The following is a 24,038-nucleotide window of genomic DNA, read 5'->3' as shown; positions in this document are numbered from 1 at the left end:
CCCGACGTGACGCCGGGGGTGCGCATTCTAACGCATCTTGGCGCTCATGCGTACCCGTCCAGCATCACACGTAGTGGGTCGGGTCCGGCACGCCGGCATCCGTGAAACCCTGCGCACGCAGGCGGCAGGCATCGCAATGCCCGCAGGCGCGGCCCTGGTCGTCGGCGTTGTAGCAGGACACGGTCAGGCCGAAGTCCACGCCCAGCCGGACGCCCTCACGCACGATGTCGGCCTTGCTCAGGAACTGCAGCGGTGCATGGACCTGGATGCCCGCCCCTTCCACGCCGGCCTTGGTGGCCAGGTTCGCCAGCGCCTGGAAGGCCTGGATGAACTCGGGGCGGCAATCCGGGTAGCCGGAGTAGTCCACCGCGTTGACGCCGCAGAAGATGTCGTTGGCGCCCAGCACTTCGGCCCAGCCCAGCGCGACGGACAGCATGATCGTATTGCGTGCCGGCACATACGTGACCGGGATGCCCTCGCCGCCCGCTTCCGGGACGTCGATGTCATCGGTCAGGGCCGAGCCACCGATGCTGCGCAGATCGACATTGACGGTCTTGTGGGCGACCGCGCCGAGCGCGCTGGCGACGGCGGCGGCGGCGTCGAGTTCGGAGGTGTGACGCTGGCCGTAGCGCACGCTCAGGGCGTGGACGGCAAAACCCTGCTCGCGGGCGATGGCAACGACGGCGGCGGAGTCCATGCCGCCGGACAGGAGGACGACTGCTTTTTTCATGGGGGAGTTTCCGGTGGTTTGCGGGGAACCAGCACGCTGTCCCGCGCCGGACGTCTTTACTGATGGTGGGGCGTGGTCGATGGCAAGCGCAGAGCCGTAGCACTGCAGCCGGCATTACCTCCCGGGCTCGTCATTCCACAACAGCTTGTGCAGCTGCATCTGGAAGCGCACCGGCAGGCGGTCGGCCACGATCCAGTCGGCCAGCTCACGCGGGCTGACCTCACTCTTGCTCGGCGAGAACAGCACCATGCTGCGCTCGTTGAGGCGGTGCTCGCGGACCATGCCGCGGGCCCATTCGTAATCCTCGCGGCTGCACAGGACGAACTTGATCTGGTCGCGCTTGGTCAGCAGCGGCAGGTTCTCCAGGCGGTTGCGGGCCATTTCGCCGGAGCCGGGGGTTTTCAGGTCGACCACGCGCGACACACGCGGATCGACGGCGCTGACATCCAGCGCGCCGGAGGTTTCCAGCGAGACGTCCAGACCGGCGTTGCAGAGCTTTTCCAACAGCACCAGGCAGCGCTTCTGCGCCAGCGGCTCGCCACCGGTCACGCAGACGTGGTGGACGCCCTGGGCGAGCACCTCGTCCACGATCGCGTCGATGTCCCACCACGTGCCGCCGTGGAAGGCGTAGGCGGTATCGCAGTAGGTGCAGCGCAGCGGGCAGCCGGTCAGGCGCACGAACACGGTCGGCCAGCCGGCGGTATCGGCTTCGCCCTGCAGGGACAGGAAGATCTCGGTGATCTTCAGTCGCGGCAGCGGGGACTGCACGATCTCACTGGGGAGTGCGGCGGCAGCGGACAGGGTCGTGGTCATGGCGGTGATTCTTGGGGGACGGCTTCGGAAACGACAACAGCCGGGCATGGCCCGGCACGGGGACCGGGCAGCGCCCGGTTGGCGATCCATCAGTATACCGGGCCCGGCCGCGACAGCGGCCCGGGGCGGGTTCAGCGGATCTGCTGACCCAGCCGGATCGACTGCAGACGGTCCTGCGCGGTGCGCGCGGCGTCGGAGCCGGGATACGTGGACACGACCTGTTCGAGGGTCGCCTGGGCCTGGTCGACCTTGCCTTCGCCATACTGGGAAAGGCCGATCTTGAGCAGGCCACCGGACGCCTTGTCGTGGGTCGGGTAGCGCGAGATGAGGTCGCGGAACTGCGCCTCAGCCAGCGGGAAATTGCGGGTGGCGTAATAGCTCTCGCCCAACCAGTACAGCGCGTTGGGGGTATAGACGCCGTTGGGGTACAACTCGAGGAAGCTCAGGAACAGCTGCGCCGAGTCGTCGTACTTGCCGGCCTTGAGCGAATCGAAGGCGACGTTGTAGGCGGTGCGTTCGTCGCCACTGGCAGCAAGGCTGCCGGCATCGCCGTGCACGGTAGGCGGCCGCTCGGAAGCGGCCGTTGCCGGTTTCGGGGGGGCTGCGGGGGCAGGCGCGGCTGCGGCCGGGGCGGCGGGAAGCACGGGGGCTCCACCTTCCAGGCGGTTCAGGCGGCTGTCCAGATACAGATACTGGTCTTTGGCGGTCTGCTTGAGCTGCTCATTGTCGTGCTGCAGCTGCTCGACCTGCGACTGCAGGGCCTGCAACTGGGTACGCAGCTGATTCAGCTGATTGAGCATGTCCATGTTGGACTGGTTGTTGTTCGCCTGCTGCTCAAGCGCGCCGACGCGGTCGGCCAGACTCTGCCGCTGCGCATTGGCCGGTGCGGCAGCCACGAGGGCTGCCGCAACGATCATCGATAGAAATCGAAAGCGCATCTATTACTGAGCCGTGTACACGATCTCGACGCGACGGTTCTGCGACCAGCAGGACTCGCCCGACTCGGTGCAGACCGGACGCTCTTCACCGTAGGACACGACGGTCAGCTGCGAAGCCGAGCCACCGTTGGCCTGCAGTGCCGAGGACACGCCGTTGCCACGACGCTCGCCCAGAGCCTGGTTGTAAGCGCGCGAACCGCGCTCATCGGTGTGGCCCTGCAGGGTCATGCGCGAGGACGGACGGTCACGCAGGTACTTGGCGTGGCACGCCATGATGGCCTGGAACTCCGGCTTGACGCTGTCCTGGTCCAGATCGAAGTACACCACGCGCTGGCGCAGGCAGGAATCGGTATCCAGATCACCCGGACCGTACAGGCCCGAGGTCGACGGGCCGGTCGGAGCGGTGGTGCTGCCGGTATCAACCGGGGCAGCCGGCACTTCCTTGACCTTCTTGGAACAACCGGCCAGGGCGGCCACGGACAACAGGGAGACAAGCAGAACGCGGGTGGTCTTGTTCATGGCGATACCTTTGAGGCTCCTAAAGCCGGATGAGGGATGAATACGGAGAAATCTTAACACTCTGTTAGCGCTTTGTACGGTATGGCGACCAAGAAGGCTCACGAACGTCGCCATCCGCCAACACCAGTCGCTGGCGCACGCGCGCATCGGCCGATACGGCATACAACACGCCACGGCCACCCTCACGGGCGGCGTACAACACCATGCTCGCGTTGGGCGCGAAGCTCGGCGATTCATCCAGCGATCCTGGCGACAGCGTGCTCCAGCGGGCCGAGCCGGTGCTGCTGTCCATCATCGCGATCTTGTAGGTGTTGCCGCTGCCCTGGGCAACCACCAGCTTCTTGCCGTCATAGGACAGGCTCGGGGTGGCGTTGTAATTGCCCTGGAAGGTCACGCGCGAGGCACTGCCGCCGCTGGACGCCACCTGGTAGATCTGCGGGCGGCCACCACGGTCGGAGGTGAAATAGACGTTGGAACCGTCTGCGCTCCAGGTCGGCTCGGTATCGATGGCGAAGTGGTTGGTCAGCTGGGTCAGCTGCTTGCTGCCCAGGTCCATCACGTAGATCTCCGGGTTGCCGCTGCGCGACAGCGACAGCGCCAGGCGGCGGCCGTCCGGGGAGAACGAGGGCGCGCTGTTGATGCCGCGGAAGCTGGTCACCAGCTCACGGGCGCCGCTGGAGATGTTCTGGATGTAGATCGCCGAGTTGCCACGCTCGAAGCTCACGTAGGCCAGCTTGTTGCCGTCCGGGCTCCAGCTCGGCGACAGCAACGGCTCGGCCGAACGGACGATGGTCTGCGGATTGAAGCCATCCGAGTCGGCCACCATCAGCGCATAGCGCATGGCGTCGCCCTTGCCGCTGGCGGTGACATAGGCAATGCGGGTCCAGAAGGCACCGCGCACACCCGTGATCTTTTCGTAGATGGCATCGGCCATCTGGTGGGCGACATCGCGCATCGCGTTGCCGCGGGCGGTCATCGCCAGGCCGAGCAGGCGCTCGCCCTTGGGCACGTCGTACAGCTCGTACTCGACGCGGTAGGCGCCCGCACCGGCGTCCATCACGCGCCCAACCACGACGTAGTTCTGCTTGAGCGCACGCCAGGTCGCGAACTGGATCTCGCTGCCACGGGTCGGCTTTTCGACGATCTGGGCTTCCGGCAGATTGCGGAACTGGCCCGAACGGTCCAGGTCGGCGCGTACCACGGCGGCCACATCGGTCTGCGGTGCACCGGCCGAGCCCTGGTAAGGCATGGGGACAACGGTGATCGGCGTGGCGGAGGCGTTGCCGCCAATGATGTCGATATCCAGCCCCTTCTGCTGCGCCACGGCAGCGAAGGGCAACAACAGGGCCGCAACAACGGCAAGCCAACGAGGCATTTTTTTCATGGAGCGCTCAATAGGGAGGAAACCGGAACGAGGGATAACAGGACGGCAGTGAACAGTTTCGCAATCATGAACCAAGGCAGTGTGAATTCCGAGTCACCGGCCGCACGAAACTCACAGGCCGTTAACGACCAGGTCTCAGTTCGAGGCGTGGGACCGCACCGCCACGCATTCAGTGGCGGTCTTCAAGCCGATCTCCGCACCGCCCGGCATCAATCCTGGGCGGTGAAGGTGAAGTTGATCGTGGGCGCGAACACCGACTCGAAACCACGGTACGGCAACGGCTGGGCATTCAACACGGCCGCCTCGATCGAGCGGCGGCCGGCCTCATCGAACGGGCAGTTCCCGCTGACCTTGGCCTGGATGACCTGCCCCCCGGGGATCTGGTTGATCGAGACCTGGCAGCGCTGGCCAAGCGGGACGGTGTCTGGACGGGTCCACTGCGCGGACACCTTCTGCTGGATCGCCGCAGCGTACTTGGCGCCCAGGTCGTCGCTGGTTCCACCGGCACCGGCGGCCGGCTTGGCCGTACCAGTGGCGCCGGAGGTCGACGCCGAGGCATTGGCCGCGCGTGCCGCCGAGACCTGGCGCAGCTTCTGCTCGGCCAGCTTGGCTTCGTTCTCGGCCTGGGCACGTTTGCGACGGATTTCGGCGAGCTTCTTGTCGCGCTCGGCATCGGCCTTGGCATCGTTGGCCTTCTGTTCCTGCTCGGCCAGCTTCTTCTTCTCGGCCTCTTCCTGCTGCTTGGCCAGGCGCAGTTTCTGCTCGGCCTGGTCCTGGCGCTTGCGCTCGGTCAGGTCGATCTGTTCCTGACGGCGCTTGGCCTCCTGCTCCTGCTTGGCCTTCTCAGCCGAGATCGCCAAGGCGTTGACCGCCTCCTGATCAACCGTGTCGGGCTGGGCAATGCGCTCCTGCGCCTGTTGCTGCTGCGGCGTGGGGGCATCCTGAGGGCGCGGCTCCTCAATCGGCTGCGGTGGCGGGACGGTATCTTCCGGCACCGGTTCGGGCTCGGCGACCGGCTCGGGCAGGTCCGGCAGCGCTTCGGAGGCACGCAAGGCCTGGCGCGCGGCCGATGCCTCGGAGGCGGACAGCTGCAGGCTGGCTTCGATCGCCGGATCGCCGGCGGCCGCTTCGGTCGTGCGTTGCGGCGACCACAACCAGGCGGCGATGAAGATCAGTGCCAGCAGCAGGTGGACGCCGAGCGCCAGCGCGACCGGCAGGCCCCACTCTTCATCCCGTGCGCGCTGCGGTGGCAGGGCTTCAGTGTGCATCGGTCGCCAGGCCCACCTTTTCCACGTTGGCGCGCTTGATCACGTCCATGGCCGCGACCACCTTTTCATACGCCACCGCCCTGTCGGCGGCGACGATCACGCGCAGGTTCTTGTCCTGCGAGGACAGTGCGGACAGCTGGGCCTGCAGCCGGTCAGCGTCCATCGGCTCGGGGTCCTTGGCCTCGGGCAGCTTGAGGCTGAGCTGGCCATCCAGGCGGACGGACACGACCACCGGATCCTGCTTGCTTTCCAGCGCCTTGGCCTGGGAGGTCGGCAGATCCACTTCAAAACTCAGCGTGAGCAGCGGCGCGGTCACCATGAAGATGATGAGCAGCACCAGCATGACGTCGATGTACGGCACGACGTTGATTTCGGATTTGAGCTTTCGGCGCTTGCGGCGGCCAATGGCTGCGGTCATGGCAGGACTCCTGTGCTGGGCGCTTACTCGTCGCCCGCGGTCTGACGCTGCAGGATCGAGCTGAACTCTTCTGCGAAGGTTTCAAAGCGGACCGACATGCGCTCCACGCGCGTGGTGAAGCGGTTGTAGGCCCACACCGCCGGGATCGCCACGAACAGGCCGATCGCGGTGGCGAACAGGGCTTCGGAGATGCCCGGGGCCACCGAGGCGATACCGGCCTGCTCACCGCTGTTGATCATGTCGTGCATGGTCACCATGATGCCGAACACGGTGCCGACCAGGCCCACGTACGGGGCGGTCGAGCCGATATTGGCCAGCAACTCCAGGCTGCGTTCCATCTGGTCCACTTCACGGGTGTAGGTGGTACGCATGGCGCGCTGGGCGCCTTCAAGCTGCGCACGGCCGTCCAGGCGACGCTTGTCGCGCAGGCGGGTGAACTCGCGGAAGCCGGCTTCAAAGATCGCTTCCAGGCCGCCGACCTTGCGGTTGCGGTCGGTCGCCGAGCTGTACAGCTTGCCCAGGTCCGCACCGGACCAGAAGCGGCTTTCGAACTCATCGGCCTCGCGGTTGGCGGCGTTGAACACGCGCGCCTTGCGGAAGATGATCACCCAGCTGATGAACGAGCCGGCCAGCAACAGCAGCACGATGATCTTCACCGGGATGCTGGCCTTGATCATCAGGTCCAGGTAGTTGATGCCACCGCCATGCGCGGCTTGGGCGACAGTCTGTGCCGCGGCGCTGGTGACTTCCTGCGGCAGCGCTTCGGTCACCGTGGCCTGCAGGGCCAGGAGCATTGCGATCATCCGTTGTTCCTCAGTGTGCGGATTCTGGAAATTCGAGGTGTTTCAGCGCGGCATGCAGTGCATCGTCCATGCCACGCGGTTTGAAGGTGGTTGCATCGAGCGCGGCGATCTTCACCTGCGCGGTCAGCAGTGTCTCATCGCCCCGATGGACCGCCTGGGCGAACACCATGCTGGCGCGCTTGCACTGCACCAGCGTGGCGGTGACCGCCAACGCATCATCCAGACGCGCCGGCTTGAGGAAATCCATGGACATGCTGCGCACCGCGAACACCAGACCATGGTCGCAGCGCATGCGCTCCTGACCATACCCCAGCGCCCGCATCCATTCGGTGCGCGCCCGTTCCATGAAGGCCACGTAGCGGGCGTGGTACACGACCCCGCCAGCGTCGGTATCTTCCCAGTAAATGCGTGTCGGCCAACTGAATCGGGGATCAACCGACATCCGGAATCTCCGCGAACAGGTCGGCCGGCGGGTTTTTCGGCTTCAACCCCATGTGCCGGTAGGCCTTGTGCGTGCACATCCGGCCCCGCGCGGTGCGGATCAGGAAGCCCTGCTGTATCAGGTACGGCTCGACCACATCCTCCAGCGTGCCACGTTCTTCGGACAGGGCGGCCGCCAGCGACTCGATGCCGACCGGGCCACCGTCGAAGTAATCGACCATGGTCCGCAGCAGCCGCCGATCGAGCTCGTCGAAGCCCTCCGGGTCGACCTTCAGCATCTGCATCGCCGCCTGGGCGACGTCCTGGTCGATGTGGCCGGCGGCCTTCACCTGGGCGAAATCGCGCACGCGGCGCAGCAGCCGGTTGGCGATACGCGGGGTGCCGCGCGAGCGCCGCGCGATCTCGGCCGCGCCTTCGGCGGTGCAATCGATGTTGAGGATGCTGGCCGAACGCCGGACGATCTTCGTCAGCTCTTCCGGCGTATAGAACTCCAGCCGGTGCACGATGCCGAAGCGGTCGCGCAGCGGCGCGGTCAGCAGGCCCGCGCGGGTGGTCGCGCCGATCAGGGTGAACGGCGGCAGATCGATCTTGATCGAGCGGGCCGCAGGGCCCTCGCCGATCATGATGTCGATCTGGAAATCTTCCATCGCCGGGTACAGCACTTCTTCCACGACCGGCGAGAGGCGGTGGATTTCATCGATGAACAGCACATCGTGCGGCTGCAGATTGGTCAGCAGCGCAGCCAGGTCACCGGCCTTTTCGATCACCGGCCCGGAGGTGACGCGCAGCGCGACCCCCAGCTCATTGGCGATCACATGGCTCAACGTGGTCTTGCCCAGGCCCGGCGGCCCGAAGATCAGCACGTGGTCGAGCGCGTCGCCACGGGCCTTGGTCGCCTCGATGTAGATCGACAGCTGCTCGCGCACAGGGGCCTGACCGAGGTAATCGGCCATGCGCTTGGGGCGGATGCTGGCGTCGGTGCCCTCGTCTTCGCGGGTGGCACCGGCGGCGATGATGCGGTCGTCGGTCATTCGGCAATTATGCGGCAAAAGCGGCGCGATCCGCGCCCGGTAGTGCCGGCCGCTGGCCGGCTCCGCGCGATGCAGATGTCCTGAGGAGCCGGCCAGCGGCCGGCACTACCGGGATCGCATCGGAGGAAGAGCCCCCTTGTTGTTCAAGGGGGCGCGCCGAAGGCGCGGGGATAAGGGGGAATGCCGCCGGGGCCCACGGTTTGCATCGCAAACCGTGGGGTAGCGGCCGACCGTTGGTCGGCCGTCCGGTCAGATCTCCACCTGCGCCCCGAGTTCCACAAGCCGATTACCCGGAATCCGGAAGAACCCGGTCGCCGGCGCCGCGTTCCGGTGCATCAGCGCGAACAACTTGTCGCGCCAGATCGGCATGCCGCGGTTGGCGGTGGCCACGATGGTCTCGCGGCTGGCGAAGAACGTGGTGTCCATCGGATCGAAGTAGATCCCGCCGTGGTCGCACGAACGCATCAGCGCCAGCGGCACGTCCGGGGTCTCCATGAAGCCGAACTTCACGTAGATCCGGTAGAACTCGTCGCCCACCGATTCGATCTTCAGGCGCTGGCCCGAGGGCGCGTACGGCACCGGCAGGGTCACCACGTGCAGGAACACGTTGCGCTCATGCAGCACCTTGTTGTGCTTGAGGTTGTGCATCAGCGCGTGCGGGGCCACCGAGGGATCGGCGGTCAGGAACACGGCAGTGCCCGGCACCCGCACCGGCGGGGCCAGCATCAGGCCCGGCAGGAAGGTGTCGATCCGGATGCCGTCCTTGCGGATTTCATCGCGCAGCAGCTCGCGGCCACGCCGCCAGGTGCGCATCATGGTGAACAGCACGATGCCCAGCACCACCGGGAACCACGCGCCCTGCAGCAGCTTGGCGCCATTGGCGATCACAAAGCCCAGATCGATCACGAAGAACACCGCGCACAGCGGAATGATCCAGTAGCGCGAGGTCGGCCACAGCGCGCGGGCCACCAGGGCCAGCAGCAGGGTATCGATCAGCATCGTCGCCGAGACCGAAATGCCGTAGGCCACGGCCAGGTTGGAGGAGCTGCGGAACGCCAGCACCAGCCCGATCACCATCACCGCGATGCCCCAGTTGATGCCCGGGATGTAGATCTGGCCGATGGTGTCGTGCGAGGTGTGGGTGATGCGCATGCGCGGGATGTAGCCCAGCTGCATGGCCTGGCGCGACACCGAGAACGCACCGGTGATCACCGACTGCGAGGCGATCACCGCGGCCATCGTGGCCAGGATGATCATCGGGTACAGCGCCCAGTCCGGCACCGCTTCGAAGAACGGGTTCTTGACCGCCTCGGGGTTGTTGAGCACCAGCGCGCCCTGCCCCAGGTAGTTCAGCACCAGGCACGGCAGCACGAAGAAGTACCAGGCGTGGCGGATCGGCTTGGCGCCAAAGTGGCCCATGTCTGCGTACAGCGCCTCGCCGCCGGTCACGGCCAGCACCACCGCGCCGAGGATGAAGATGCCGTGCCAGCCATGCTCCATGAAGAAGCGCAGCGCCCACATCGGGTTGAACGCCTTAAGCACCTCGGGCGCATCGACGATGTTGTAGATGCCGATCGCGGCCAACGAGATGAACCAGATCGAGGTGATCGGACCGAACAGCTTGCCGATCTTCTCGGTCCCGAAGCGCTGCACGGCAAACACCGCCAGCAGCACCACCACCGTGATCGGCACGATGAACGCATGCAGCCCGGGGGCCGCGACCTCCAGACCTTCCACCGCGCCCAGTACCGAGATGGCCGGGGTAATCACCCCGTCACCGAAGAACAGCGAGGCGCCGAAGATGCCCAGGATGCCCACCACGTAGGCCGAGCGCGAGCCGTTGCGCAGCGTGCGCTGGGTCAGCGCCATCAACGCCATGATGCCGCCCTCGCCCTCATTGTCGGCACGCATGATGATGGTGACGTACTTGAGGGTGACCACGATGTTCAGTGCCCAGAACGCCAGCGACAGCACGCCCAGCACGGTGTCATGGTCGCTGTTGAGCCCGTAGTGCGGGGAGAACGCTTCTTTCAGCGTGTACAGCGGGCTGGTGCCGATATCGCCGAACACCACGCCGATGGCGCCGATCATCAGCGCCATGCCACCGGCGGCCGGCGCGTGCCCGTGCGGGGACGGGCCATCGCTGTGCTGGGAAGAAGTGGTGGACATGGGGCTCCGGGCGGACGCGGTCGGTGGTGTCGGTAGCTAGGGAAAGGCAGGCGCGCGGCTCAGCGCAGCGCGGCCTGCAGGGCCTTGCGGATAACCGTGGCGACATCGTCGCCCTCGGCGTTGGCATCGCGTGCCATGCGCGCGGCCTCGGTCGGCTTGTAACCCAGCTGCTGCAGGGCCACGGTCGCCTCGGAGACCGGATCGGTGGCCGGTGCGGCACCGGCGATCGGCGCGCCGCCGCCACCGAAGTTGGCCGCGCGGTCGCGCAGCTCCAGCACCATGCGCTCGGCGGTCTTCTTGCCGATGCCCGGAATCCGGGTCAGCGCGGTGATGTCACCGGCCTGCAGCATGCGCGCGAACTCGTCCACGCTGACGCCGGAGAGCACGGCCAGCGCGATCTTGGCGCCGATCCCGCTGACCTTCTGCACATCGCGGAACAGGCGGCGCTCGCCCTCGCGCAGGAAGCCGTACAGCGAGACGCTGTCTTCCTTCTGCGCGTAATGGGTGAACAAGGTGACCTCGCGGCCCAGCTCGGGCAGATCGTAGAAGGTGCTCATCGGCGCCTCCAGCTCGTAGCCGACGCCATTGACGTCCACCATCAGCCAAGGCGGCGCCTTGTAGGCCACGATCCCGCGCAGACGACCAATCATGCAGTGTTCCTCATTTCCGGCTCCAGGCCTGGCGCGCATTGACGCCCAGGCGCAGCGCCGTCGCCCGGACATGGGCGTGGGTGATCGCCACGGCCAACGCATCGGCAGCGTCGGCCTGCAGCTTGGTTTTCAGGTTGAGCATGAGCCCGACCATGTGTTGGACCTGTTGTTTTTCCGCGCCACCGCGGCCGACCACGGCCAGCTTGATCTCGGTGGCGGCGTACTCGCTGACCGGCAGATCACGCATCACCACGGCCGAGATGGCGGCGCCGCGCGCCTGGCCCAGCTTCAAGGCCGAATCGGGGTTGCGCGCCATGAACACCTTTTCGATGGCCACTTCGTCGGGGCGGTACTCCTCGACCAGGGCGGTCAGACCGACCACCAGCAGCTTCATGCGCTGCGGAAAGTCGTCCGCGCCCAGCAGCACCAGCGGCAGGTGATGCACATGCACCACCTTGCCGGCGGCGTCCACATCAATGATGCCGACCCCGGTGCGCTGCGAGCCGGGGTCGATGCCGAGAATGCGGGTCATGCGGCACACGCACGGGGATAACAGGGAACGGCTGGAGTCATCATGGTCCGCATTGTCCGCTCACCGGTCGCGCAAAGCGACCGGTGAAGCGCCCGCTCAGGCGTAGGCGTCCGCGCCGAGTTCGGCGTTGGAGAACACGTCCTGCACGTCGTCCAGGTCTTCGAGCATGTCCAGCAGCTTCTTGACCTGCAAGGCGGTGTCGCCTTCGACCTTGATGTCGTTGTCGGCACGGTAGGTGATTTCGGCGTGGTCCGGGGTGAACCCGGCGGCCTCCATCGCATCCTTGACGGCGTGATAGCTGTCGGCCGCGGTGACCACGTCGATCGCCCCGTCTTCCGGGTAGACCACGATGTCGTCCGCGCCGGCCTCGATCGCCGCTTCGGTGACGGCTTCTTCGTCCGCGCCGGCCGCGAAGTGCAGCACGCCCAGGCGCTTGAACATGAACGACACCGAGCCTTCCGTGCCCATGTTGCCGCCGCACTTGCTGAACGCATGGCGGACATCGGCCACGGTGCGCACGCGGTTGTCGGTCAGGCAGTCCACGATCACGGCCACGCCACCGGGGGCATAGCCCTCGTAGCGGATCTCTTCGTACTCGACGCCTTCCAGCTCACCGGTCGCCTTCTTGATGGCGCGCTCGATCACGTCCTTGGACATGTTCGAGGACAGGCCCTTGTCCATGGCCACCCGCAGGCGCGGGTTGTTGTTGGGGTCGCCTCCACCGCCGCGCGCGGCAACGCCGATCTCGCGGATGATCTTGGTGAAAATCTTGCCGCGCTTCGCGTCAGACGCGTTTTTGCGGTTCTCGATGGAGGGGCCTCTACCCATGGGGTGACTCTCGTGTTTCTGTCAGGAACAGGGCGCGAATTCTACCTGATCCGTCGGCCTGCCCGTGTCAGTGCCGGGCCCGATCAGGCGGCGTGGGCCGCGTCGTCCCGGCGGAACCGGCCATCGCGAAGGAAAGCAGCGGTCTGGCGCGCGGCATCCGGCGAGAATACCAACCCGCTGTGGCTGGCCGGGATCACGCAGTGGTCGGCCAGACCGGGCAACTGCGTCTCATCCAGCGCCACGGTGCCATCGGAGGCATCGCCACAGGCGCCCAGCAGGCTGCCCAGCCCGTGCGGGACGGAGCCGGCGATCAGGCCGACCTGCGCCTTGCCCTCCCAGGCCGGAAGGCCATCGAGCAGCAGTTCAGAGCTGCGTCCCAGCGCCAGTGACCAGCCGTGATCGCTCAGGGAACGGGCGGTCACGCTGCCCCGCAGCGGCGAACCGAGGCAGACCACCCGCGAGACCGGCAGCTCCGGCGCGCGCCGCAGCGCCTCCAGCGCGACCAGTCCGCCCAGGCTGTGCCCGACCAGCGAGACCGGGCCGCTGTCCTTGAGCCGCTCCAGCAGTTGCGGCACCGCCACCTCCGGCCCCCCGAACACACTGGAATACCCGAAGGTATCCACGGCGAAGCCACGGGCACGCAGACGCCAGGCCAGCGGGCCGACCCACGCGCGCGCATTCCAGATGCCATGCAGCAGTAAAACAGGGGGATTCATGGTGTCAGCCTAGCCCGTTGGGCGGGGCGCCTGCAGAAGGAAACAGCGTCATTAGACGAATGGACCGGACAACGGCAGGTGAAGCCGCCTGGGCCCTTCAGGATCGCGCTCAGGCGGCCGTTGGCGGACGGCGCAGGATGAACTCCAGGTCGCGCACCTTGCCGACCGGGAACTCGTAGGTGCCGACCTTGCTGAAGCCGTAGCGGGCGTAGAAGCGCTGCGCGCCGAAGTTCTCCGACCACACCCCCAGCCACACCGTGCGCGGGCCCTCGCGTTCCAGCCAGGTCAGCGCGGTTTCGAACAGGCGACTGCCCCAGCCACAGCTCTGCTGGTCCTTGATCAGGTACAGGCGCTTGAGTTCGCCATCGCCGGGCTGCACCTGCTCGTGCGGCAGGCCACAGGGGCCGGCAGCGGCGTGGCCCACGGCAACACCGTCCAGCTCCAGCAGCCAGACCGCGTAATCGGGGTGTTCGAGGATGATGCGCTGGCGCTGCGCCGGGTACGCCTCATCGAGGAAGGTCTGCAGATCGTCCGGCGGGTACAGGGGACCGAAGGTTTCCACGAAGGTACGGGCGGCCAGCACCGACAGGGTCTGGGCATCGTCCGGGGTGGCGCGGCGGATGGTGTAACGGCCTGGGGTCACGGCGGGAGCATCGGCATCGGCGGGAGCCGCCAATTTACCTGAACGCTGCGGTGATGGCGCGGCCCGGCACCGACCTCCTGCCGGTACCTGCCGCACCCCACGCCGACCGATGGCCGGCGTTTACCGGCTTATTCCTTGACCGCGCGCGGACGGACCTGGACGTGCACTTCGGCCAGCTGCTCGTCCGGGATCGGCGACGGGGCACCGGTCATCAGGCACTGCGCGCCGGTGGTCTTCGGGAACGGGATGACGTCGCGGATCGACTCGGTACCGGCCATCAGTGCGGCGATACGGTCGATACCGAAGGCGATGCCACCGTGCGGCGGTGCACCGAAACGCAGCGCGTCGAGCAGGAAGCCGAACTTGCCCTCGGCCTCTTCGGCACCGATGCCCAGCAGGTCGAACACCGCGCTCTGCATGTCCGAGCGGTGGATACGGATCGAACCGCCGCCGATCTCGTTGCCGTTGAGCACCATGTCATAGCCGCGCGATACGGCGGTCTTGGCGTTGGCGCGCAGATCGGCGATGTCATCCACTGCCGGTGCGGTGAAGGGGTGATGCAGGGCAACGTAGCGCTGGGCTTCGTCGTCGTACTCGAACATCGGGAAATCGGTGACCCACAGCGGCGCCCAGCCGGCGGCGACCAGGTTGAAATCCTTGCCGGCCTTCAGGCGCAGGGCGCCCATGAAGTCGGAGACCTTGTTGTAGCCACCGGCGCCGAAGAACACGATGTCGCCGTTACCGGCGCCCACCTGGGCGACCAGCGCGGCGAACGCCTCTTCGCTGAAGAACTTGGCGATCGGCGAGCTGACTTCGCCGCTCTCGCTGATCTTGATGTAGGCCAGGCCCTTGGCGCCGTACTTGGCGGCATGCGCGGCGTAGTCGTCGATCTGCTTGCGCGACAGGCTGGCACCGCCCGGGATGCGCAGCGCGGCCACGCGGCCGTCGGCATCGTTGGCGGCGGCGGTGAAGACCGGGAACTCGCTGGTCTTGACCAGCTCGGCCACGTCCACCAGCTCCAGCGCGATGCGCAGGTCCGGCTTGTCCGAGCCATAGCGACGCATCGCCTCGGCCCAGGTCATGCGCGGGAAGCTGGCGGCCAGCTCCACATCGACCACTTCCTTGAAGATGGCACGGATCATGGTTTCCACGAAATCCTGCACGTCGCGCTCGCGCACGAAGGCGAACTCCATGTCCAGCTGGGTGAATTCCAGCTGGCGGTCGGCACGCAGAGCTTCATCGCGGAAGCAGCGCGCGATCTGGTAGTAACGGTCGAAGCCGGCCACCATCAGGATCTGCTTGAACAGCTGCGGGCTCTGCGGCAGGGCGTAGAACTCGCCCGGGTGCATGCGCGCCGGCACCAGGAAGTCGCGGGCGCCTTCCGGGGTGGCCTTGGTCAGGATCGGGGTTTCGATGTCCTGGAAGCCGGTGGCGTCCAGGTGGCGGCGCAGGGCCTGCACCAGCTTGATGCGGGTGCGCTGCATGCGCTGCATTTCCGGGCGGCGCAGATCCAGGTAACGGTACTTCAGGCGGGTTTCTTCGCCCGGGTTCTCGTGCGCGTGGAACGGCAGCGGCTCGGCCTTGTTGAGGATGGTGATGGCCGTGGCGATCACTTCCACGTTGCCGGTGCGGAGCTTGTCGTTGGCCGCATGGCGCGCGCGCACCACGCCTTCCACCTGCAGCACGTCCTCGTAGCCCAGGCTGGCGGCCACCGCGAACACGGCCGCGTTGTCGACTTCCACCGTCACCTGCACGATGCCTTCATGATCACGCAGATCGATGAAGACCACGCCCCCCTGGTTGCGGGCAACGTCGGTCCAGCCGGCGAGGGTTACGGTTTGGCCAATCAGGGTCTCGTCGACCAGGCCACAGAAGTGGGTACGCATGGGGGTAAAGCTCCGCAGGAGAGTGCCGGCGCCAAGCTGCGCCGGAAAGCCCGTTATTCTGCGGCCGCCAGCCCGGCGGGGCAAATCCGGGCGCCACGGCCCGGCATCACGCGCTGTGAACCGGGGGCATTCCTATAGTCCGCGCACCAACGACCGCACGGGGATGTCGCCATGCAACGCCGTCTGAGCACCGTCTGCCTCACCCTCGCCCTGGCCTGTATGGCCCCGGCCCTGCACGCCCAGATGAGTACCCGGGCCTATGCCCCGGAAAATCTGTCGCAGCTGTCCTCCTCCGACCGCAGCCGGGTCATCACCCAGGAATATGCCGACCAGTCCAATGGCCGCCGGATCCCGGATGACCAACTGCGTTTCTACCTGGCCCAGGTCAACTCGGGCTGGAGCTTCTCCCGCATCAAGCAGGACATCGCCACCTCGTTGCGCGGCAACGGCGGCGGCAACTGGAATGGCGGCGGCAACGGGCCTGGCAACAACGGCACGGTCCGCTGTGAGAGCCAGGACAGCCGCGAGCGCAGCTGCAACACCGGCTGGCGCAGCGCGCAGCTGGCACGGCAGCTCTCCGGTACCACCTGCACCGAGGGCCGCAACTGGGGCTCGCGCAACGGCACGGTCTGGGTCAGCGGCGGTTGCCGGGCCGAATTCGTCGAGGGCCGTGGCAATGGCGGCAACTGGGGCGGCGGTGGCGGCACCGGCGCGACGATCCGCTGCGAGAGCCAGGACAACCGCGAGCGCACCTGCAACACCGGCTGGCGCAACGCCACCCTGGTCCGCCAGATCTCGGGCTCGGCCTGCGTCGAAGGCCAGACCTGGGGCGTGCGCAATGGCGCAGTCTGGGTCAACCGGGGCTGCCGCGGCGAATTCGCCGAAGCGCGGGGCAACAGCGGCGGCAACTGGGGCGGCCCCGGCGGCAACAGCAACTACAGCGTGACCTGCAGCAGCAACGACAAGCGCCAGCAGACCTGCGCCTGGGACGACCGCCAGGGGCGCCCTGCACTGGTACAGCAGCTGTCGGGCACGGCGTGCGTGGAGGGCCGCAGCTGGGGCTACAGCAATGGCAGCCTGTGGGTCAGCGGCGGATGCCGCGCCCGCTTCGGCGCACGCTGAGCGCCCCGTTATGGGTCGGTGCCGACCGTTGGTCGGCACCCTTGAACGTTACGGCGCGGGCGTCTCACTGCCCCACGGCGCCGGCGGCAGGGCCACCGGTTTGCTCAGATCGAACACCACCTGGAAGTGGCGCCCGCCCGGGCGGGTCAACTCGTAGACGAAGCGCTGATCCGGCTCCACGTCCATCGCCCAGGTGTTCTGCACCGAGGCAAGCATGTCCGCCTTGCGGAACATCGCCACCGAGTCCGAATCCACCGGGAACGACTGCCGCTCCGCAGTGCCGGGCGGTTTGCTGTCTCCACCGTACATCGTGACCGCGTCAGGGCTGCCGTCTTCGTGGCGGTGATCATGCTTGAGGCGCACCCCATTTTCGGTACGGGTCAGCACCCACGTACGTGAATGATCATCACCGACATGGAAGGGAATCCGCAGCTCATGCGCCGGATCCTCACAGCCCCGCACATGCATCACCAGCCGCTTGCCCTCGAAGGGATCAGGCGCATCGGTCTTCGGCTCGTTGACCGCGATGCGGCCTTCAAAGGCCTTGCCGCAGTGCGCGGCCACGGCCGACATGAAGGCATCGGATGGCGCATTGGCGATGTCGTGTGAGACCGCATCGGGTTGAGGGGAACAGCCGGCCAAAGCCAGCACGAGAACAGCGGGAACGAGGGCGGAAGCATTCATGCCCCCACCCTAACGGCCCCGCACGGCGCGTGCAAACCGGGGCGGGCCGTCCTCAGCGGTGCAGCCAGACCTGGCAGTGCCCGACGGTCTGGGCGGTGGCGCCGGCGCTGTAGCGCGCGATGATCTGCTGGTGGTACGCGCTGCGGGCAGGATCGCTGCCGATCCCATTGGGGCAATCCACCAATGCACCCAGCGGGAAGTCACCCAGCGCGGCGTCCGAACCGGCCATCGAGGCCAACGCGGTGGTCGGGGCCCAGTCGGGCACCATCACCGCGCGCCGACCGGCGAAGTACGGCAGCTCGGACGACCAGTCCTGTCCAAAGCCGACGATGACGCTTTGCGCCTGCGTGCCCGATTTGATCAGCGCCGCGATCTGCGCCACCTCGCCCGGTTCGCGCGCCTCCCGCATCCGCTTGGCGTAGTTGCCTGCCAGGTTGCCGAAGGACAACAGGCACACCAGGCCGACCAGCCAGATCGGGCGGGCCGTCTTGCCGCTGAGCTGCGCGCGCTGGATGCTCCACCACACCACCAGGCCCACGATCGAGGTGGCGAACACGATGTTGGCCGCCTGGTAGTACGGGTGGGCGATGTGCAGGTTGGTGAACACCGCCACCGGCGCCAGATAGGCCACCAGCAGCAACAGCACCGCGCCGCGGATCGGTCGCGCGCACAGCCCCACGACCAGCAAGATCAGGAACACCCAGTTCGACCCGACCGCGCCGCTGAAGCGCTTCTTGAACACCGTGCCCCACCAGGTGGCCGGATCCAGCTTCTGCTGCAGCGTGCCGTAGTTCCACGCCGACAACGCGCTCGAGGTCACCTCATGCCCCAGCGGCGATTGCGCCTTCAGCGCATCGGCATGCGAGAGCCATTGGGTCATCACGGCGAGCACGGCCACCGCCGACAGCGCGCCACAGGCCAACAGCGGCCAGTGCCGGGCGAGCCACTGCGGACGCCAACCGTGCTCGCGCACGGCCAGCCAGGCAACTGCCAGTGCAACAAAGGCGGCAAACGCAAAGAACGTCGTGACCTTGACCAAGGCCGACAGCACCGCCGCGATCACGGCGACCAGCCCCAATCCGAACAGGCGTGGGTAATCCAGCGGCGCCGCCCGCAGCCGCGCCAGCGCCCAGACGAACACCAGCCCGAAGAACACCGCCGTGGATTCGATCATCACCGAGCGGCCCCAGAACAGCGCATACGGCGATGCCGCGAAGGCACCAGCGATGCACAGCGCCAGCGCACGCTCCGGCCGGATCGCCAGGGTCACGCGGTACACCATCACGATGCAGCCGACATGGAACAAACCCGACACCAACCGGGCGCTGTTGTCGATGCCCATCCCGGTGGCGTTGGACAGCATCGCCGCCAACCACTGGTACAGCGGGAACTCGAACGGAATCGACCACGGCGCGCCGATCACCGGGGTGATGTAGCTGAACACCGGGAAGCCGCGGGCGATCCAGTCAATCGACAAGGCGGTCTGGGTCTGGCGGAAACCGGATGCATCCACGGGCGGCATCGACCAGCCATAGCAGAGCAGCGCCACCAGCATCACGGCGGCAAAGTACAACAGAATCTTCCCCGGCAAGAGGCTGCGCTTCGTATCGACGTCCTGGATCACACCTGCTACTCCTGTTGAAACACCCGGATCCCGGGCAATGAACGAAATGATCGCGCGCAGCCAACCGCCGCGCGCAGCCCGCGGAGTTTCCAGCCTTCACCCCGACAGCGCAAGCCATTCGCACCTGCGCTGACAGGACCTTCAAGCGGGCTATGTTAGGGTTGTTCACGTGTTAGTTTTTTCATTTCCACCGAAACCGCCCGCATGTGGCGGCTGACCGCCCTGCTTGCCGGCGTGGCGCTGCTGCTCACCGGCAGCGGCCTGCTCGGTACATTGCTGGCGGTGCGCGGTGGCGAAGCCGGCTTCGGCGCAGGCACCCTGGGCCTGGTGATGTCCGGCTATTTTGCCGGCTTCTTCATCGGCACGTTCTTCGCGCCCTCGCTGATCGGCCGCATCGGCCATATCCGTGCGTTCGCCTTCTTTGCCGCCCTCGCCGCCATTGCGGTGCTGGTGCACCCGCTGTGGATCAATCCGGTGGGCTGGGGCGTGCTGCGCATCATCACCGGCATCGCGCTGGTGGGCCTGTACACGGTGATCGAGAGCTGGCTCAACGCCGAGCCTGACCCGCGCCTGCGCAGCCGCGCTTTCTCGCTGTACATGGTGGTCAATCTCTCGGCGCTGGCGCTCGGCCAGGTGCTGCTGATGCTCGGCGATGCCGGCGCGACCTCGATGTTCATGCTCACCGCGATCCTGGTCTGCGCGGCGGTACTGCCGGTCACCGCAACGCGTCTACGCCCGCCCGAGATCCCCTCGGTGCCGCGTCTGAAACTGGCGCGTCTGTATGCGATGGCACCGGTGGCGACCGTGGCCGCCGGTCTGTCCGGCCTGGCGATGGGCGCGTTCTGGGGCCTGCTGCCGGTGTATGCCGGCGAGATCGGCCTGGACGGCAACGGCGTGGCCTTGTTCATGCTCACCGCCATCGCCGGCGGTGCATTGCTGCAGTGGCCGCTGGGCCACATCAGCGATGGGCATGACCGGCGCACCGGGCTGGTCGCCCTGAGCCTGGCCGCGGCCGGTATCGCCGTGGTGGCCTCGCTGCCGATGATCCAGGTGCAGACCCATCTGGTGTTCGGCCTGTTCTTCTTCTACGGCGGGCTGGCCTTCGCGCTGTATCCGTTTGCGGTGGCGCACATGCTCGACTACCTGCCGCGCGAGGATCTGCTTTCGGGCTGCTCCAGCCTGCTGCTGGTGCATGGCGTGGGCGCCGCGCTTGGCCCTGCGTTGGCCGGTGCGGCCATGCAGCGCTTCGGCGCGCCGGCACTGCCGCTGTACTTCGCGGTGGTCCTGATGCTGCTGGCGCTGTTCACCACCGCGCGCCTGCTCAGCTTCCAGCGCCTGCGCACGCATCCGGTCGGCTTCCGGCTGATGCTGCGCACCACGCCTTCGGCGCTGGAGCTGATGCCGGAGACCGACACCGCGCCGCCGGATCCCGATACTCCCCTCCCCTCTGACTCCGATAAGGAAGTGCATTGACTGTTTCGACACCGACCTCCCTCACTCCAACCCGTACACCGCCGGCCCCGCCGGCACCGCAACTGATCCTTGCCACCGATCTGGATGGCACCTTCCTCGCCGGCGATGCCGCCGCGCGCCATCGGCTCTACCGGCTGGTCGACCAGCACCCCGGCATCCGCCTGATCTTCATCACCGGCCGCGGCCTGGAAGCGGTGATGCCCCTGCTCTCCGATCCGGCCATTCCGCGCCCGGACTATGTGGTCTGCGATGTCGGCGCCACCGTCGTCGACGGCCACACCCTGCAGCCGCTGCAGCCCCTGCAATCGATGATCGACGCGCACTGGCCGGGCGAGCAGGTCGTCGCCGCCGCAATGCGTCCGTTCACCGCACTGCAGCGCCAGGATGTGCCGCAGGAACGCCGCTGCTCGTACTTCTGCGATCCCGACACGCTGGCGCCACTGCGCTCGCAGATCCAGGCCGCCGCACAGGCGCTGGGCTGCGATGTGCTGTACTCGGCCGACCGCTATCTGGACATCCTGCCGCCCGATACCGACAAGGGCCGCACCCTGGCCGCGCTTGCGCGCCTGCTGGAGCTCCCGCGCGACCGCATCCTGGTGGCCGGTGACACCCTCAATGACCTGTCGATGTACACCTCCGGTTTCCGCGGGGTGTGCGTGGGCGATTCCGAGCCGGCACTGACCGCCGCCACGGCCGATCTGAAGCACACCTTCCATGCGCAGGCGCCGGGCTGCGGCGGCATCCTCGAGGCGATCGAACATTTCGGCCTGCTCGCCGATGACGACCCCTTCCTCCGCCCACCACCGCAGGCGCGCGCGGACGGCGCCGACCTGGTGATGGTCTACCACCGCCTGCCCTTCGATGAAGTCATGGAGGACGGCGTGCTGGTGCAGCGCCCGCCGCGCTCGCCCAACGGCATCATTCCCTCGCTGCTGAGCTTCTTCGAAGGCGGCCAGAAAGGCTCCTGGGTCGCGTGGGGGATCGATGATCCCAAGCGCGGCCCGTTCCAGACCCATCTGGCGGTGGATGCCGAGCGCTACCCCACCCTGACCGCCGCGCGCGTGCCGCTGAGCAAGCAGGAAGTGGACATCTTCTACAAGCGCTTCTCCAAGGAAGCGTTCTGGCCGATGCTGCACGTGTTCTGGGAGCGCGCGAAATTCCGCGAAGAAGACTGGCAGGTGTTCCTGAAGGTCAACCGCAAATTCGCCGAGGCCACCGCCGCCGAAGCCGCGCATGGCGCGACCGTGTGGATCCACGACTACAACCTGTGGATGGTGCCGGCCACGCTGCGCGAGCTGCGCCCGGACCTGAAGATCGCCTTCTTCCACCACACCTACTTCCCGTCGGCCGATGTGTTCAACGTGGTGCCCTGGCGCCGCGAAATCATCGGCAGCCTGCTCAGCTGCGACTACATCGGCTTCCACATTCCGCGCCAGGTGGAGAACTTCGTGGACGTCGTGCGCGGCGCGATGCCGGCCGAGCGTCTGGCGTGGGAAAGCTGCGCCCCGCGTTTCCTCACGTACGGGTGCGCCGTGGGTCTGGACACGATGACCACGCGCCTGCGCGTGGGCGACCGCGAAGTCGCCCTCGGTGCGCATCCGGTCGGCACCGATCTGCGCCGCATCCACAACGTGCTCGCACGCAGCGATGTGCGCAATGACATCTTCAAGCTGCGCCGGGAGATCGGCGCGCGCAAGCTGGTGCTGTCGGTGGAGCGGCTGGATTACACCAAGGGCACGCTGGCCAAGCTGGAGGCGTTCGAGCGCCTGCTGGAACAGCATCCGGATCGCCAGGGCAAGGTCACCCTGCTGATGATCTGCGTGCCGGCCGCGCGCGAGATGACCATCTACCGCACGTTGCAGAACCAGATCGAACAGGCGGTCGGCCGGATCAACGGGCGTTTCTCGCGATTGGACTGGACCCCGGTGCGCTTCTTCGCCCAGGCACTCCCGTTCGAAGAAGTGGTCGCGCACTACGCCGCCGCGCAGGTGATGTGGATCACCCCGCTGCGCGATGGCTTGAACCTGGTGTCCAAGGAGTTCGTGGCCACGCAGGGCATCGAGGGCAGCAACGGCGTGCTGGTGCTCAGTGAGTTTGCCGGTGCGGCGGCCGAGCTGAAAGGCGCCGTGCTGACCAATCCACATGACCCGGCCGACCTCACCGCCGGCTTGCTGCAGGCCTTGTCGATGCCCGACGATGAAGCCACCGGGCGCATGCGCCAGCTCTTCGGCAGCGTGGAGTACTACGACGTGGATCGCTGGGGCCGGGACTTCCTGGAAGCGGTACGCACCAGCCACACCGAAGGCTGACGTTGCAGAGGTAGTGCCGGCCGCTGGCCGGCTCCAAGCGGTGCCGGCTTCAAGCGGTGCCGGTTTCATGGGTTGCCGGCCAGCGGCCGGCACTACCCTGTGCTGCACCGACCAACGGTCGGTGCCTGCCGGCGGCGTGGCTTACCCGGCGTGCTGCATGATGCTTTCGGCAAGCACTGCCACCTGCCGCAGCACGTCGTTGCGGCCGGCATCGTCCACCGTCGCGCCCTGCAGATAGCTGGTCAGCACCCACGGTGCACCGCCGGCGAGCGGCCACAGGATCGCGATGTCATTGGTGGTGTCCTCGCCATTGCTGCCGGTCTTGTCACCCACCCGCCACGCCTTGGACAATCCGGCGCGCAGCCGTGTATCGCCGGTTTCGTTGTCGATCAGCCAGTCGGCCAACTGCTGTTTCGAGGCGGGCTTGAGGACGTCACCGAGCACGAAGCGCTGCAGGCTGGCGGCCATCGCGGCCGGGCTGGTGGTATCGCGCGGATCACCCGGGGCGAAGCGGTTCATCTCCGGCTCGAGACGGTCATTGCGGGTCACCGCATCGCCGTTGGCACGCAGGAACGCGGTGACCCCGGCCGGCCCTCCCACCACGCCCAGCAGCAGGTTCGCGGCGGGGTTGTCGCTGGTGATCATGGTCGCCCGGCACAGGTCGCGCACGGTGACGTCCTTGCCGATGTGCCGCGTGGTCACCGGCGCATGCGAGAGCATGTCCTGCTGGCGCACCGCCACGCGCTGGTCCAGCGAGAGCCTGCCCTGGTCGGCCAGGTGCAGCACCGCAGCGGACAACACGAACTTGAACGTGCTGCACATCGGGAAGCGTTCGTCCTGCCGGTTGCCGGTGCGCCAGCCGGTGCCTGTATTGAGCAGGGTCACGCCCAGGCGCCCGCCGCTTGCTACTTCCAACGCCGCGAAGTCCTTCGCCGCGACGGCGGGTTTCGGCGCGGGCAGCGGCGTCTTGGCGAAGGCGGTGGCGGCCAGCGCAGACGCGGCGGCCGCGCCCGTCCATTGCAGGAACTGTCGTCGAGCGATCATGCAGGTTCTCCTT

23 protein-coding genes are annotated in these 24,038 nt (G+C 67.1%); 3 read left to right on the top strand and 20 right to left on the bottom strand.

What is annotated here, in order from left to right; genetic code table 11:
- Positions 1–64: 64 nt before the first annotated feature.
- From queC to aspS, 17 genes are all read right to left on the bottom strand, one after another.
- Complete coding sequence (queC, locus tag EDF74_RS12465; RefSeq protein ID WP_019185214.1) at positions 65–730, bottom strand: 7-cyano-7-deazaguanine synthase QueC; 666 nt, start codon at positions 728–730, stop codon at positions 65–67.
- Positions 731–844: 114 nt separating this feature from the next.
- A complete protein-coding gene (gene queE, locus EDF74_RS12460) occupies positions 845–1,543 on the bottom strand; it encodes a 7-carboxy-7-deazaguanine synthase QueE (protein ID WP_123730400.1) in 699 nt (232 codons plus the stop codon).
- Positions 1,544–1,674: 131 nt separating this feature from the next.
- Positions 1,675–2,481, bottom strand: a complete 807-nt coding sequence (ybgF, locus tag EDF74_RS12455) for a tol-pal system protein YbgF (RefSeq protein ID WP_123730399.1) — start codon at positions 2,479–2,481, stop codon at positions 1,675–1,677.
- Positions 2,482–2,484: 3 nt separating this feature from the next.
- Positions 2,485–3,000 carry a peptidoglycan-associated lipoprotein Pal gene (gene pal, locus EDF74_RS12450; RefSeq protein WP_121039134.1) on the bottom strand — a complete coding sequence of 172 codons (516 nt, stop codon included), beginning with the start codon at positions 2,998–3,000 and terminating at the stop codon, positions 2,485–2,487.
- Positions 3,001–3,064: 64 nt separating this feature from the next.
- Positions 3,065–4,384, bottom strand: coding sequence for a Tol-Pal system beta propeller repeat protein TolB (gene tolB, locus EDF74_RS12445; RefSeq protein WP_123730398.1), 1,320 nt, complete (start codon positions 4,382–4,384; stop codon positions 3,065–3,067).
- Positions 4,385–4,593: 209 nt separating this feature from the next.
- Complete coding sequence (gene tolA / locus EDF74_RS12440) at positions 4,594–5,652, bottom strand: cell envelope integrity protein TolA (protein ID WP_123730397.1); 1,059 nt, start codon at positions 5,650–5,652, stop codon at positions 4,594–4,596.
- Positions 5,642–6,070 carry a protein TolR gene (gene tolR, locus EDF74_RS12435; RefSeq protein WP_123730396.1) on the bottom strand — a complete coding sequence of 143 codons (429 nt, stop codon included), beginning with the start codon at positions 6,068–6,070 and terminating at the stop codon, positions 5,642–5,644. Before tolR ends, tolA begins: the two co-directional genes overlap by 11 nt.
- Positions 6,071–6,093: 23 nt before the next feature.
- On the bottom strand, positions 6,094–6,873 hold the full coding sequence (tolQ, locus tag EDF74_RS12430) for a protein TolQ (RefSeq protein ID WP_121039143.1): 780 nt from the start codon (positions 6,871–6,873) through the stop codon (positions 6,094–6,096).
- Between the two features lie 10 nt (positions 6,874–6,883).
- The gene (gene ybgC, locus EDF74_RS12425) at positions 6,884–7,315 is read right to left on the bottom strand and encodes a tol-pal system-associated acyl-CoA thioesterase (RefSeq protein ID WP_123730395.1); all 432 of its coding nucleotides are present in this window, start codon (positions 7,313–7,315) and stop codon (positions 6,884–6,886) included.
- Positions 7,305–8,345, bottom strand: coding sequence for a Holliday junction branch migration DNA helicase RuvB (gene ruvB / locus EDF74_RS12420; protein ID WP_123730394.1), 1,041 nt, complete (start codon positions 8,343–8,345; stop codon positions 7,305–7,307). The genes ybgC and ruvB overlap by 11 nt, the downstream gene beginning before the upstream one ends.
- Before the next feature lie 249 nt (positions 8,346–8,594).
- Complete coding sequence (locus tag EDF74_RS12415; RefSeq protein ID WP_184997297.1) at positions 8,595–10,445, bottom strand: potassium transporter Kup; 1,851 nt, start codon at positions 10,443–10,445, stop codon at positions 8,595–8,597.
- 128 nt (positions 10,446–10,573) lie between these two features.
- The gene (gene ruvA / locus EDF74_RS12410; RefSeq protein ID WP_088433901.1) at positions 10,574–11,164 is read right to left on the bottom strand and encodes a Holliday junction branch migration protein RuvA; all 591 of its coding nucleotides are present in this window, start codon (positions 11,162–11,164) and stop codon (positions 10,574–10,576) included.
- A 10-nt stretch (positions 11,165–11,174) separates the two neighbouring features.
- Positions 11,175–11,696, bottom strand: a complete 522-nt coding sequence (ruvC, locus tag EDF74_RS12405) for a crossover junction endodeoxyribonuclease RuvC (protein ID WP_121039160.1) — start codon at positions 11,694–11,696, stop codon at positions 11,175–11,177.
- Between the two features lie 96 nt (positions 11,697–11,792).
- Complete coding sequence (locus EDF74_RS12400; RefSeq protein ID WP_123730392.1) at positions 11,793–12,524, bottom strand: YebC/PmpR family DNA-binding transcriptional regulator; 732 nt, start codon at positions 12,522–12,524, stop codon at positions 11,793–11,795.
- A gap of 83 nt (positions 12,525–12,607) precedes the next feature.
- Positions 12,608–13,240, bottom strand: a complete 633-nt coding sequence (locus EDF74_RS12395; RefSeq protein WP_123730391.1) for an esterase/lipase family protein — start codon at positions 13,238–13,240, stop codon at positions 12,608–12,610.
- A 109-nt stretch (positions 13,241–13,349) separates the two neighbouring features.
- Complete coding sequence (locus EDF74_RS12390; RefSeq protein ID WP_184997224.1) at positions 13,350–13,883, bottom strand: GNAT family N-acetyltransferase; 534 nt, start codon at positions 13,881–13,883, stop codon at positions 13,350–13,352.
- A 128-nt stretch (positions 13,884–14,011) separates the two neighbouring features.
- Entirely contained in the window at positions 14,012–15,769 is a 1,758-nt protein-coding gene (gene aspS, locus EDF74_RS12385) for an aspartate--tRNA ligase (protein WP_123730390.1), read from the bottom strand.
- A 171-nt stretch (positions 15,770–15,940) separates the two neighbouring features.
- Here aspS and EDF74_RS12380 point away from each other — a divergent pair, with 171 nt between their 5' ends.
- Positions 15,941–16,891 (top strand): DUF3011 domain-containing protein, encoded by a 951-nt coding sequence (locus tag EDF74_RS12380; RefSeq protein WP_260232254.1) that lies wholly within the window; start codon positions 15,941–15,943, stop codon positions 16,889–16,891.
- Positions 16,892–16,939: 48 nt separating this feature from the next.
- Here the strand turns inward: EDF74_RS12380 and EDF74_RS12375 are convergent, their stop codons facing one another.
- Both EDF74_RS12375 and EDF74_RS12370 read right to left on the bottom strand, forming a co-directional pair.
- Positions 16,940–17,575 carry a hypothetical protein gene (locus tag EDF74_RS12375; protein ID WP_123730389.1) on the bottom strand — a complete coding sequence of 212 codons (636 nt, stop codon included), beginning with the start codon at positions 17,573–17,575 and terminating at the stop codon, positions 16,940–16,942.
- A 52-nt stretch (positions 17,576–17,627) separates the two neighbouring features.
- Positions 17,628–19,199 carry a hypothetical protein gene (locus tag EDF74_RS12370; RefSeq protein ID WP_123730388.1) on the bottom strand — a complete coding sequence of 524 codons (1,572 nt, stop codon included), beginning with the start codon at positions 19,197–19,199 and terminating at the stop codon, positions 17,628–17,630.
- 204 nt (positions 19,200–19,403) lie between these two features.
- On the opposite strand from EDF74_RS12370, the gene EDF74_RS12365 reads away from it, so the two are divergent.
- Both EDF74_RS12365 and ggpS read left to right on the top strand, forming a co-directional pair.
- Positions 19,404–20,672, top strand: a complete 1,269-nt coding sequence (locus tag EDF74_RS12365; protein ID WP_123730387.1) for an MFS transporter — start codon at positions 19,404–19,406, stop codon at positions 20,670–20,672.
- Positions 20,673–20,734: 62 nt separating this feature from the next.
- Positions 20,735–22,981: a glucosylglycerol-phosphate synthase gene (gene ggpS, locus EDF74_RS12360; RefSeq protein WP_123730873.1), complete on the top strand. Its 2,247-nt coding sequence runs from the start codon at positions 20,735–20,737 to the stop codon at positions 22,979–22,981.
- A gap of 141 nt (positions 22,982–23,122) precedes the next feature.
- Here ggpS and blaL2 read toward each other — a convergent pair whose 3' ends face one another.
- Entirely contained in the window at positions 23,123–24,025 is a 903-nt protein-coding gene (gene blaL2, locus EDF74_RS12355; protein ID WP_123730386.1) for a L2 family extended-spectrum class A beta-lactamase, read from the bottom strand.
- Positions 24,026–24,038 lie beyond the last annotated feature (13 nt).

This window comes from Stenotrophomonas rhizophila, assembly GCF_003751305.1.
In the GTDB taxonomy this organism is placed as follows: domain Bacteria; phylum Pseudomonadota; class Gammaproteobacteria; order Xanthomonadales; family Xanthomonadaceae; genus Stenotrophomonas; species Stenotrophomonas rhizophila_B.
The sequence above is the reverse complement of the archived record's forward strand: the minus strand, read 5'-3'. Positions and strand labels throughout refer to the sequence as shown.